This is a genomic window from Streptomyces cucumeris (assembly GCF_024295805.1).
Classification (GTDB): Bacteria; Actinomycetota; Actinomycetes; order Streptomycetales; family Streptomycetaceae; genus Streptomyces; species Streptomyces cucumeris.
This window is the reverse complement of sequence record NZ_JANCLX010000013.1, coordinates 134,521-146,469: the sequence shown is the minus strand read 5'-3', so window position 1 is coordinate 146,469 and position 11,949 is coordinate 134,521. Positions and strand designations below refer to the sequence as shown.

At 73.3% G+C, this 11,949-nt stretch carries 9 protein-coding genes; 8 read left to right on the top strand and 1 reads right to left on the bottom strand.

What is annotated here, in order from left to right; all coding sequences use genetic code 11:
- Positions 1–51 precede the first annotated feature (51 nt).
- Genes NMK44_RS20610 through ftsY form a run of 4 tightly spaced genes read left to right on the top strand, consistent with a single transcriptional unit; the run spans position 52 to position 4,631 of the window.
- The gene (locus tag NMK44_RS20610; protein WP_254745187.1) at positions 52–336 is read left to right on the top strand and encodes a hypothetical protein; all 285 of its coding nucleotides are present in this window, start codon (positions 52–54) and stop codon (positions 334–336) included.
- A gap of 1 nt (position 337) precedes the next feature.
- Positions 338–2,713, top strand: coding sequence for a histidine kinase (locus NMK44_RS20605; protein ID WP_254745185.1), 2,376 nt, complete (start codon positions 338–340; stop codon positions 2,711–2,713).
- The gene (locus NMK44_RS20600; protein WP_254745183.1) at positions 2,703–3,371 is read left to right on the top strand and encodes a response regulator; all 669 of its coding nucleotides are present in this window, start codon (positions 2,703–2,705) and stop codon (positions 3,369–3,371) included. Before NMK44_RS20605 ends, NMK44_RS20600 begins: the two co-directional genes overlap by 11 nt.
- A gap of 33 nt (positions 3,372–3,404) precedes the next feature.
- The gene (gene ftsY / locus NMK44_RS20595) at positions 3,405–4,631 is read left to right on the top strand and encodes a signal recognition particle-docking protein FtsY (RefSeq protein ID WP_254745181.1); all 1,227 of its coding nucleotides are present in this window, start codon (positions 3,405–3,407) and stop codon (positions 4,629–4,631) included.
- A 123-nt stretch (positions 4,632–4,754) separates the two neighbouring features.
- On the opposite strand, the gene NMK44_RS20590 is transcribed toward ftsY, so the two are convergent.
- Positions 4,755–5,426, bottom strand: coding sequence for a bifunctional DNA primase/polymerase (locus NMK44_RS20590; protein ID WP_254745180.1), 672 nt, complete (start codon positions 5,424–5,426; stop codon positions 4,755–4,757).
- 466 nt (positions 5,427–5,892) lie between these two features.
- Between NMK44_RS20590 and nsdA the strand changes: the two genes are divergently transcribed.
- The 4 genes from nsdA to NMK44_RS20570 all read left to right on the top strand — a co-directional run bounded on the left by nsdA (position 5,893) and on the right by NMK44_RS20570 (position 11,897).
- The gene (gene nsdA, locus NMK44_RS20585; protein WP_254745178.1) at positions 5,893–7,398 is read left to right on the top strand and encodes a transcriptional repressor NsdA; all 1,506 of its coding nucleotides are present in this window, start codon (positions 5,893–5,895) and stop codon (positions 7,396–7,398) included.
- Between the two features lie 202 nt (positions 7,399–7,600).
- Entirely contained in the window at positions 7,601–8,905 is a 1,305-nt protein-coding gene (locus NMK44_RS20580; RefSeq protein WP_254745176.1) for an ammonium transporter, read from the top strand.
- Entirely contained in the window at positions 8,902–9,240 is a 339-nt protein-coding gene (locus NMK44_RS20575) for a P-II family nitrogen regulator (protein WP_176180413.1), read from the top strand. The genes NMK44_RS20580 and NMK44_RS20575 overlap by 4 nt, the downstream gene beginning before the upstream one ends.
- A 146-nt stretch (positions 9,241–9,386) precedes the next feature.
- A complete protein-coding gene (locus NMK44_RS20570; RefSeq protein WP_254745260.1) occupies positions 9,387–11,897 on the top strand; it encodes a [protein-PII] uridylyltransferase in 2,511 nt (836 codons plus the stop codon).
- Positions 11,898–11,949: the final 52 nt, after the last annotated feature.

The window sequence follows — 11,949 nt, the reverse complement described above, 5'->3', positions numbered from 1 at the left end:
CAGCGCCGTGACGGCGGGTAGTGCTCGGGGGCGAGAACAAGGAGACCGACCATGCGCCCTTTCCCGACCCGCGCGACCATCGCGCTCGGCCTGCTCGCAGGAGCCGTCCTGTGGAACGCCGCCGCATTCCCGGCCACCGCCTCCGGAAGCACCTCCTGGCGCGAGGAGGGGCACTTCGACACCAGCGGGGCGTGCCAGCGCGCGGGCAAGGAAGGGATCCGCGAACACCGGTGGGACGAGTACAAGTGCCGCCCCGGACGCGGCGACGCCTACGTCACGCTGTGGGTCAGGGGCGGCCGGTCCCGCGCGGGCGCGCACCACGCGCCCGCGCGCTGACATGAGGCGTGCCGCACTGCCCAGGGACCGGGCCGTCCAGGCCGCGGGCGGGGTGTCGGCGCTGTTCGTGGTGGTGGCGGCGGGCTGGCTCGCCGGACTGCTGCGCGTCAACGACCAGTGGCTCGCGCTGACCTACCCGCGGCCGCGCGGCGCCGCCGTCCTGACCCGGGTCGCCGTCGGTATCCCGGTGCTCGGCGTCGGGGTGCTGCTGCTCGCCGAGCGGTCCGCCCGGCGCTACGGCAGCGTGCTGCTGGTGGCCGGGGCGCTGTGGCTGCTGCCGTCCGCCGTGGCCCAGCTACTGGGCATCGCCGACCTCGGCACCACCGGCGCCGTGGTGTCACTGCTGCTGGCCGCGGCCAAGATCGCCTGCCGTCCGCTGACCGTACTGCTGCTGCCGCTGTGGCTGTTCCCGCGCGGCGCCCGGCGACGATGGCAGTGGTGGGCCATGAGCGCCGGCGCCTCCGCCTACTGGCTGGGCTACGCGGTGCTGTGGGTCATCAGCGAACCCCTGGTGGGCACCGTCCCCAACCCCGCCTTCGACACCGGCTGCGGACAGTGGGCCTTCGAGCACCTGGGCACCTACGCCGAGGCCGAACCCTGGGTGCTGCGCACCGTGGCCTTCGCGGTGACCGCCGCCCTGTGCTGGCACGCCACCGTCTCCCACGGTGCCGAACGCCGTGACTGGGCGCTGCTCGCCGCCGCCTACCCCGCCTGTGTCTCCCTCCTGCTCACCGAATGGGGCGAAGGCGTGCCGACCATCGTCGCCCGCACCCTGGGCAGCGCGGTCTGGGCCGCCGCCATCTGCCTGGGCGTCGCCCGCACCGGGATATGGCGGCTGGACCGCTCCACCAGCCACCGGCTCGCCCGCGCCTTCGTCCTGACCTCCCTGGCCGCCGTGGTGGTCTGTGCCGTCGTCGCCGTCCAGGCCGGGATCCCCTCCGTCCGTAGCGGCGCCACCACCCTCACCGCGGGCGGCGCCCTGCTGCTGGGCTGGGCCCTGCGGCCCGGCGCCCGCTGGCTCACCCTCCGCGTCGAGCGCGCCTTCTACGGGCCGCGCGCCCGCCCGCACGAAGCCGTCAGCGCCCTGGCCGTACGCCTCCAGCAGGCCCCGCACCCGGGCGAGGTACCCCAGCAGATCTGCCGCAGCGCGGTGGAGGACCTCGGTGTCTCCGGCGCCGCCGTCAGCGTCGACACCCGCGCCGGGCCACGGCGGCTGGCCGCCGCCGGAGCACCGCTCACCGGCCCGGTCCAGACGTTCGTACTGCGCCACCACGGCCGTCCCGTCGGCCGTCTCGAAGTCTCCCGCGACGCATCCGGCACCCCCGCCGAGCGCGACAGCGGGCTGCTCTCCCTCCTCGCCGACCAGGCCGCCCCCGCGCTCGCCGCACTGGGCCTGGCCGAGGAGGCCCAGGCGGCCCGGGAACGGCTGGTGCTCGCCCGCGAACAGGAACGCCGGCGGCTGCGCCGTGAGATCCACGACGGCCTCGGCCCCCAACTGGCCGCCGTACGGCTGCGCCTGGACATCGCCCAGACCTCCTGCGCCCCCGGCCACCCCGCCCGTGCGCAGCTCCGCGAGGCCGCCGAAACCCTCGCCGAGGCGCTGGTCGAGGTGCGCCGGATCACCTCCGGGCTCGCGCCCGCCGCGCTGGCCGACCGCGGACTGGCCGGTGCGGTACGGGACCTGGGGCACCGGCTGGGCATCGACGGGCTGCGGGTCGGCGTGGCCAGCCGCCCGCTCGCCCTGCCGCCGCTGTCGCCCGGGGTCGAGACGGCCGCCTACCGCATCGCCGCCGAATCGCTCACCAACGCGGTGCGGCACGCCCGGGCACGCCAGGTGCACATCGAACTCACCGCGGGCCCGGACACCCTCCAGGTCAAGGTCACCGACGACGGCAGCGGTCTGCGGGAGACCGCGGTCCCCGGTATCGGCCTGGCCTCGGTGACCGAACGCGCCGAGGAGATCGGCGGCTCCTGCACGGTCACCGGCTCGGCCACGGGCACGGTGGTGCATGCGGTGCTCCCGCTGGCCGGTCCCGGGGAACACGGCAACCCCGAGGCGCACCGGGGGACGGCCACGGGCCATGAGACCTGCGCCGCGCTGAGGCCACCCCCGCCCCCATCCCCGCCTCCGCTCCCGCCCGAGCCACCGCGACCGGCTCCGGCTCCGGCGCCCGCGCCGCCCAGGGCGCCCGGCGCTTCGGCGGGTGCGGCGGAGCGCCCCGCGGTGGATGCGCCGCGGCGTGCGCCGATGACACCGGCGGACACCCCATTGCGCCGGGCGCCCGCGGCGGACGACACCGAGCGCCCGGGCGGGCATCCCTGGGAGCCCATGAGTCCGCACCATGTGGAGAGAGGACGCCGGGACGGTGACCGATGAGACGGAGGGGCCGCAGTGGCGGGTCCTCCTGGTGGACGACCATCCGCTGTTCCGCGAGGGGCTGGCGGCGGCCGTCAACCTCGACCAGGCGTTCAGCGTCGTCGGACAGGCCGCCTGTGCGGACGAGGCCGTCGCCGAGGCCGCGCGCACCGAGCCCGATCTGGTGGTGATGGACCTCGGGCTGCCGGGGCGGTCCGGGCTGGAGGCCACGCGCCGGATCCTGTGCGGACGTCCCGAGGCGCGGGTGATGGTCATGACGATGTCCGAGGACGACGACAGCCTGCTGGCCGCCGTGCGCGCCGGGGCCCGGGGCTATCTGCTCAAGGGCGCGGGGCGTGACGAGATCCTCAGGGCGCTGCACACCGTGGCCCGCGGCGGCGCGGTGTTCAGCCCGCGGATGGCCGAGCGGCTCGGGGCGCTGCTCGGCGCCTCCGCGTCGGCGTCCGCGAAGGAGGCGTTCCCCACCCTCACCGCACGGGAGCGCGAGGTGCTGGACCTGCTGGCGCGCGGGCTCGGCTACCGCCAGATCGCCCAGCGGCTGGTGGTCACCGACAAGACCGTGCGCAATCACGTCGGGTCCATCTTCGCCAAGCTCCAGGTGCGTGATCGTGCGCAGGCGATCGTCCGCGCGCGGGAAGCCGGGCTCGGGGGCGAATGACTTCCCGGGCTCGTGGCTGATACTGGGTGGGTTATGGAATTCGTCATCCTTGCCGTAGTCATCGCTGTGATCGCGGTCGCCGCGATCAGCGGGTTCGTGGTCACCAGCCGCAAGAAGAAGCGGCTGCCCACGGCCCCGCCGAGCAGCCCGTCCGTCACCGCGCCGCCCGCCGAACCGCATGTCGGCGAGGAGGCCGAAACCCCGCGCGAGGAACCGCGCAGGACCATCGAGGAGGTGGACCTGCCGGGGTCCGGCGCCCCGGCCGCGACGGCGGAGGCGCCCGCGCCCGCCGCGCCCGAGGTCCCGCCGGTCGAGGTTCCGGAGCCGACCGCCGGACGGCTGGTCCGGCTGCGCGCCCGGCTGTCCCGCTCCCAGAACACCCTGGGCAAGGGACTGCTGACACTGCTGTCCCGGGAGCACCTCGACGACGACACCTGGGAGGAGATCGAGGACACCCTGCTGACCGCCGACGTCGGCGTCACCCCGACCCAGGAGCTGGTCGAGCGGCTGCGTGAGCGCGTCAAGGTGCTCGGCACCCGTACCCCCGAGGAGCTGCGCGGTCTGCTGCGCGAGGAGCTGCTGCACCTCATCGGCACCGAGGCGGACCGCACCGTGCACACCGAGAGCGGGGTGGGCCCGAACGGCGAGGAGAAGCCGGGCGTCGTCCTGGTCGTCGGCGTCAACGGCACCGGCAAGACCACCACCACCGGCAAGCTGGCCCGGGTGCTGGTCGCCGACGGCAAGTCGGTGGTGCTGGGCGCCGCCGACACCTTCCGCGCGGCCGCCGCCGATCAGCTCCAGACCTGGGGCGAGCGGGTCGGCGCCCGGACCGTCCGCGGCCCCGAGGCCGGTGATCCGGCGTCGGTCGCCTTCGACGCCGTCAAGGAGGGCATCGCCGAGGCCGCGGACGTCGTGCTGATCGACACCGCGGGGCGGCTGCACACCAAGACCGGTCTCATGGACGAGCTGGGCAAGGTCAAGCGGGTCGTGGAGAAGCATGGCGCGGTGGACGAGGTGCTGCTCGTGCTCGACGCCACCACCGGGCAGAACGGCCTGGTGCAGGCCCGGGTGTTCGCGGAGGTCGTGGACATCACCGGCATCGTGCTGACCAAGCTGGACGGCACCGCCAAGGGCGGCATCGTGGTCGCGGTCCAGCGCGAGCTGGGCGTCCCGGTCAAGCTGGTGGGCCTCGGCGAGGGCGCGGACGATCTCGCGCCGTTCGAGCCGGAGGCGTTCGTCGACGCGCTGATCGGCGACTGACGGCGGGAGAGCCGGCGGCTGATCGGCGGGGGACGTTTCCGAAGGGTTCCCATGAGCGCGGGGCGGACCGGAGAGATCCGGTCCGCCCCGCGCTCATGGGGCCCGGACGCCGGGAAGCGGCGCTCAGGCCCCCGCGCGATGGCTCAGATAGGCGAGCGTGCCCAGCACCAGCCGGGCGTGCGGCGGACACCCCGCGGTGTCCAGCGCCGGCGGGCGCAGCCAGCGGACCGGGCCGAGGCCGCCGAAGTCGGAGGGCGGCGCGGTGATGTGGTCGCCCGGGCCCAGACAGCGCAGATCGAGATCGGCGTCGTCCCAGCCCATCCGGTAGAGCAGCTCGGGGAGTTCACGGGCGGCGCCGGGGGCCACGAAGAACTGGGCGCGGCCGTGCGGGGTGACCGCCACCGGCCCCAGCGGCAGCCCCATCCGCTCCAGCCGGACCAGCGCATGGCGCCCCGCGTACTCCGACACCTCCAGGACGTCGAAAGCACGCCCCACGGGCAGCAGTACGGCCGCGCCCGGGGTCTCCTCCCACGCCGCCGCGGCGGCACCGAGGGTCGCGCCCGCCGGAACGACGGAGGCGAAGGAGAGCGGATGGGCGCCGGGGGAGGCGCAGTCGTCCGCTCCGCAAGAACATTCGTTTCTGCCGGCGCCCGTACCCCGTGCCGCCCGTGCGCCCGGCGCGACGTCCCAGCCCCACAGGCCGGTGTACTCAGCCACCGTCGTGGACTCGGACATACGGCCGCGGCGCCGTGAGCCGGACCGCATGTCCCGGATGCCGCCGATCGTGAAGCCCATGCCTCCTCCAACGGGTCGCGCTCTCGATGGTTACGAGCCGGAATGCGGTGATGACGCTCCGTCGTCGGCAGGGGCGCGACGACGGTGCGCTCCGGTGTGACCAGGGTGGTGTCGCGCGACTCATGCGCCCCGGTGTGCACCCCTTCACCGTCTCCGGCTGCCCCGGTGTCAAGTGAATCGTGGGAATCGGTAAAGGGGTTCATTCGAAGGGGTGGCGAATGGTGGCGTTTTCCCGAACTGCCTCGCCGGAGGCGTGATCGTAGGATTACTTTGAGTGCATGAACCCTGGGCCCGGCGCTCGGTGGAGCACGGCCTGAGCATGGGTGGAGTGCGGATCGGTACATGCCAGAGGCATGAAGCGATCCGCGTCCCCGACGGTTGATGTGCCGTATCGAGGGGACAACTGACCGTGACAGAAGGCATTCTGGTGGCGGTTCGGGCAGACGTGTGGGATGGGGGCCTTCCAGTGGGCGACAGCGGCGGCGGTGCTGAGAAGCGCCCCAACGCACAGTTGGGGTCGTGGTTCGTGCGCAGCGGCTGGTCGAAGGGGGAGCTGGCCCGACAAGTCAACCGCAGAGCACGTCAGTTAGGTGCTCATCACATCAGTACCGACACCTCGCGGGTGCGCCGCTGGCTCGATGGCGAGCAGCCGCGCGAGCCGATCCCGCAGATCCTCTCCGAGCTGTTCTCCGAGCGCTTCGGCTGTGTCGTGGGCATCGAGGACCTCGGGTTGCGTGCCGCCCACCGGTCACCGTCCGTGTCCGGGGTGGACCTCCCCTGGGCCGGGCCCGAGACGGTCGCGCTGATCGGCGAGTTCTCCCGCAGCGATCTGATGCTCGCCCGCCGCGGATTCCTCGGCACCTCCCTCGCGCTCTCCGCCGGACCCGCCCTGATCGAGCCGATGCAGCGCTGGCTGGTGCCCTCGCCCGGCGGGGCGGCCGGCGGGGCGCGTCCGGCGGAGAAGGGGCGCTCGCGGCGCGTCTCCCGGCTCTCCGAGCCGGAGCTGGAGCTGCTGGAGTCCACGATCAAGATGTTCCGCGCCTGGGACGCCCAGTGCGGTGGCGGACTGCGCCGCAAGGCGGTGGTCGGCCAGCTCCACGAGGTCACCGATCTGCTGCAGGAGTCCCATCCGGAGCCGGTGTCCAAGCGGCTGTTCAAGGTCGCCGGGGAACTGGCCGAGCTGGCCGGGTGGATGAGCTATGACATCGGGCTCCAGCCCACCGCCCAGAAGTACTTCGTCCTCGCCCTGCACGCCGCCAAGGAATCCGGGGACCGCCCGCTGGGCTCGTACATCCTCTCCAGTATGAGCCGCCAGATGATCCATGTCGGGCGGCCCGACGACGCCCTGGAGCTGGTCCACCTCGCGCAGTACGGCAGCCGGGAGAGCGCCACCCCGCGCACCCAGGCCATGCTGTATGCGATGGAGGCCCGGGCGTACGCCAATATGGGCCAGCCCAGCAAATGCCACCGCGCCGTGAAGATGGCCGAGGACACCTTCGCCGACTGTGCCGGGGGCGACGGCGACCCGGACTGGATCGGCTTCTTCTCCGAGGCCGAGCTCAACGCGGAGAACGCCCACTCCTACCGGGACCTCGCCTATGTGGCCGGGCGCAGCCCCACCTACGCACAGCTCGCCGACCCGGTGATGCGCAAGGCCGTGCACCTCTTCGGCCAGGAGACCGACCATGGCGAGGGCGCCGGCCACCAGCGTTCGTATGCGCTCAATCTGATCGGCATGGCCACCGTCCACCTCCTCCAGAAGGAGCCCGAGCAGTGCGCGGCCATCGCCGGCCAGGCGCTGCCGCTGGCCAAGCGGGTCCGCTCGGAGCGGGTGAACAACCGATTGCGCAAGACCGTGGACACCGCCGTGCGCCAGTTCGGTGAGGTGCCGGAGATCGCCGCGCTCAGTGACCGGCTGGTGACCCTGCTGCCGGACACCCCCGAGGGCGCGGGCACCGGCCAGGCCGTCTGACCCTCCGGGTGGCCGGACGGTAACGGAGCGATCGGGCCCGACGACGGCAGTTCACCCGGGCGTAACACTCCCGCGTCCTTCGTCACTGCAGCGAAACATCGAGTGGCATCGACTGAAACGGCGCTGCGCCAATCTCGTGGCGCATAACCGGCCCACTTGATGTTCTGCCCGCACGGGCCGTTGCTTCGAGGAGACGTCCACATTGAATGGCGCAAATACCGCATTCGTATTGATCAGCGCCGCGCTCGTGATGCTGATGACCCCTGGCCTGGCCTTCTTCTACGGCGGCATGGTGCGGGTGAAGAGCACCCTCAACATGCTGATGATGTCCTTCATCTCGCTGGGCGTCGTATCCCTCCTGTGGGTGCTGTTCGGCTACTCGCTCGCCTTCGGTGATGACATCGGCGGCGGTCTGCTGGGCAACCTCGACCACATCGGCTTCAAGGGCATCGACCCGACCTCGCTGTGGGGCGAGAAGCCGGACGCCGTGCCGGTCCTGGCCTTCGCCCTCTTCCAGCTGATGTTCGCGGTGATCACCCCCGCGCTGATCAGCGGTGCCGTGGCCGACCGCGTCAAGTTCGGCGCATGGACGCTGTTCATCACCCTGTGGGTCTCCGTCGTCTACTTCCCGGTCGCCCACTGGGTGTGGCAGGCCGACGGCTGGCTGTTCAAGCAGGAGGTCATCGACTTCGCGGGCGGCACCGCGGTGCACATCAACGCGGGCGCCGCCGGACTCGCCCTCGCCCTCGTGCTCGGCAAGCGCATCGGATTCAAGAAGGACCCCATGCGTCCGCACAGCCTGCCGCTGGTGATGCTGGGCTCCGGTCTGCTGTGGTTCGGCTGGTTCGGGTTCAACGCGGGTTCGGCCCTCGCCGCCAACGGCACCGCCGCCAACATGGCCTTCAACACCCAGATCGCCACCGGGGTCGCGATGCTCGGCTGGCTCGCCTACGAGCGCGTCCGGCACGGCGCGTTCACCACCCTGGGCGCCGCCTCCGGCGCCGTCGCGGGCCTGGTCGCCATCACCCCCTCGGGTGCGGCGGTCGACCCCTGGGGCGCCATCGTGATCGGCCTCGTCGCGGGTGTCGTCTGCTCCTGGGCGGTCAGCCTCAAGTACAAGCTGGGCTTCGACGACTCGCTGGACGTGGTGGGCGTCCACCTGATCGGCGGTCTCATCGGCACCCTCCTGGTCGGCGTCCTCGCCACCGACGGGGTCGGCGGTATGACCCAGCTGGGCAAGCAGGCACTGGGCGCCTTCACCGTGCTCGGCTACTCCTTCGTCGTCTCCTACATCCTCGCCAAGCTCATCCACGCGACCATGGGATTCCGGGCCGACGAGGACGACGAGGTCAGCGGGATCGACCAGGCGTTCCACGCCGAGACCGCCTACGACTTCAGCGGAGTCGGCGGCTCGCCCCGCAGTACGGTTCCCGCCGTCAGCCACGCCAAGAGCGGCGCCACCGCGCCGCAGGACAAGAAGTCGCAGGACAAGAAGGTGGACGCGTGAAGCTCATCACCGCAGTGGTCAAGCCGCACCGGCTCGACGAGATCAAGGAAGCCCTCCAGGCGTTCGGCGTCCAGGGCCTGACCGTCACCGAGGCCAGTGGCTACGGACGCCAGCGCGGCCACACCGAGGTCTACCGGGGCGCGGAGTACACCGTCGACCTGGTGCCCAAGGTCCGCATCGAGGTGCTGGCCGAGGACGAGGACGCCGATGACCTCATCGAGGTCGTGGTCAAGGCGGCCCGCACCGGAAAGATCGGGGACGGAAAGGTCTGGAGCGTCCCCGTCGAGACCGCGATCCGGGTCCGCACCGGGGAACGCGGCCCGGACGCCCTCTGAGGGGTCAGGACCGCCCCTCCTCAGGGCCCGCACCGACCGGACGCAGCGCACAGGGAGCCGAGTTGACGGACAGCGTCGAGACCACGACGGACCGGACCGGAACCACGACCGGCACCGTCGAGAACACGACCGAGACCAGCGGCTCGCTGCCCGGCGGCTACGCGGCGGCCCGGCTGCGACTCCTCCAGGAGGGGTCGCGGTCCGGGCCGCCGCGCCGTTCCGCCCTGGCCGATCTCACCGACCAGTGGCTCACCGCGCTGCTCACCAGCGGGTCACGGGCCGCCGGGATCGGCACCGGCGTCTCCCTGGTCGCCGTCGGCGGCTACGGACGGGGGGAGCTGTCCCCGCGCAGCGACCTCGATGTGCTGCTGCTCCACGACGGCTCCGCGGACCGTGCCGCCCTCGCCGCCCTCGCCGACCAGGTCTGGTACCCGGTCTGGGACATGGGGCTCGCCCTCGACCACTCCGTGCGCACCCCCGAGGAGGCCCGGACGACCGCGGGCGAGGACCTCAAGGTCCAGCTCGGTCTGCTGGACGCCCGGCATATCGCGGGTGACCCGGCCCTCACCGCGGGTCTGCGCACCGCCGTCCTCGCCGACTGGCGGGCCCAGGCCCCCAAGCGCCTGCCCGAGCTGCGCGAACTGTGCCAGGAGCGCGCCGAGCGCCATGGCGAGCTGCAGTTCCTGCTGGAGCCCGATCTGAAGGAGGCGCGCGGCGGACTGCGCGATGCCACCGCGCTGCGCGCCATCGCCGCCTCCTGGCTCGCCGACGCCCCGCGTGAGGGCCTCGCCGACGCACGGCGGCGGCTGCTGGACGTCCGCGACGCCCTCCACCTGGCCACCGGCCGTGCCACCGACCGGCTCGCGCTCCAGGAACAGGACCAGGTCGCGGCCGACCTCCGACTGCTCGACGCCGACACCCTGCTGCGCCAGGTGTACGAGTCGGCGCGGACCATCGGCTACGCCGGCGATGTCACCTGGCGCGAGGTCGAACGGGTGCTGCGCGCCCGTTCCGCGTCCCGGCCCCGGCTGCGCGGACTCCTCGGCGGACGCGGCCGGGCCACCGGCACCGGGTCGGACGCGGGGGAGCGCAGCCCGCTGGCCGAGGGCGTCGTGGAACAGGACGGCGAGGTGGTGCTCGCCCGCACCGCGCGCCCCGAGCGTGACCCCGTGCTTCCGTTGCGGACCGCCGCGGCCGCCGCCCAGGCCGGACTTCCGCTCTCGCTGCACGCCGTGCGGCGGCTGGCCGCCGCTACGCGCCCGCTGCCGGTGCCGTGGCCGCCCGAGGCCCGGGAGCAGCTGGTCACCCTGCTGGGCGCGGGTGAGTCCACGGTCGCGGTCTGGGAGGCGCTGGAGGCCGAGGGCCTGATCACCCGGCTGCTGCCGGACTGGGAGCGGGTGCGCTGCCGTCCCCAGCGCAACCCCGTGCACCGCTGGACCGTCGACCGGCACCTGGTCGAGACGGCCGTCCGGGCCAGCGCGCTCAGCCGCCGGGTCGGCCGCCCCGATCTGCTGCTGGTCGCCGCGCTGCTGCACGACATCGGGAAGGGCTGGCCCGGCGACCACTCGGTGGCCGGGGAGACGATCGTGCGGGACGTGGCCGCCCGTATCGGCTTCGACCGCGCGGACGTCACCGTGCTGGCCACCCTGGTCCGCCACCATCTGCTGCTCGTCGAGACCGCCACCCGCCGTGACCTGGACGATCCGGCCACGGTGCGGTCGGTCGCCGACGCTGTCGGCGGCCCCGTCACGCTGGAGCTGCTGCACGCCCTCACCGAGGCGGACGCGCTGGCCACCGGCCCCGCCGCCTGGAGCGCCTGGCGCGGTTCGCTCGTCGCCGACCTGGTCAAACGGGTCGCGGCGGTGCTGGCCGGGGAGCCCGCGGCGGACCAGATCGCACCGCAGGAGACCACGGCCGAACAGGAGCGGCTGGCGGTCGAGTCCTGGCGTACCGGCAGTCCGGTGCTGGCCCTGCACGCCCGGTCCGAGGCCCCGCCGGAGGCGGAGGCTGCCGACGCCGACACGGGCGATCAGCCGGAGCCGGAGCCGATCGGTGTCGAGCTGCTGATCGCCGTGCCCGACCAGCCCGGTGTGCTGGCCACCGCGGCCGGGGTGCTGGCCCTGCACCGGCTGACCGTGCGCGCGGCGGATCTGCGCGCCGTGGAGCTGCCGCCGGAGCTGGACGGCGTCCGGGAGACGGCTGACGGTTCCGGCCGGGGCGGTGACGTCCTGCTGCTGAGCTGGCGGGTGGCGGCCGAGTACGGTTCGCTGCCGCAGGCCGCCCGGCTGCGCAACGATCTGATGCGGGCGCTGGACGGTTCGCTGGACATCGTCGCCCGGCTCGCCGAGCGCGAGGCCGCGTACCGCAAGTACCCGCGCCGCCGCGGTGTGCATGCCCCGCCGCCGCGCGTCACGGTCGCGCCCGGCAGCTCCCAGCTCGCCACGGTGATCGAGGTCCGCGCCCAGGACGCGCCCGGATTGCTGCACCGCATCGGCCGCGCCCTGGAGGACGCGGGTGTGACGGTCCGCAGTGCCCATGTCAGTACGCTCGGCGCCAACGCGGTGGATGCGTTCTATGTCACCGATGCCTCCGGGGCGCCGCTGCAGCCCATGCGCGCGGCGGAGGTGGCGCGGGAGGTCCAGCGGGCCCTGGGGTGACGGCCGCGGCCCGGGGGCAGACCGTTCACGCGACGGGCGGATACCCTTGGAG

Coding starts and splice junctions, on each gene's coding strand:
- ftsY (WP_254745181.1), top strand. CDS start 3,405: ATGGAATTCGTCATCCTTGCCGTAGTCATCGCTGTGATCGCGGTCGCC.
- NMK44_RS20590 (WP_254745180.1), bottom strand. CDS start 5,426: ATGGGCTTCACGATCGGCGGCATCCGGGACATGCGGTCCGGCTCACGG.
- NMK44_RS20610 (WP_254745187.1), top strand. CDS start 52: ATGCGCCCTTTCCCGACCCGCGCGACCATCGCGCTCGGCCTGCTCGCA.
- NMK44_RS20605 (WP_254745185.1), top strand. CDS start 338: ATGAGGCGTGCCGCACTGCCCAGGGACCGGGCCGTCCAGGCCGCGGGC.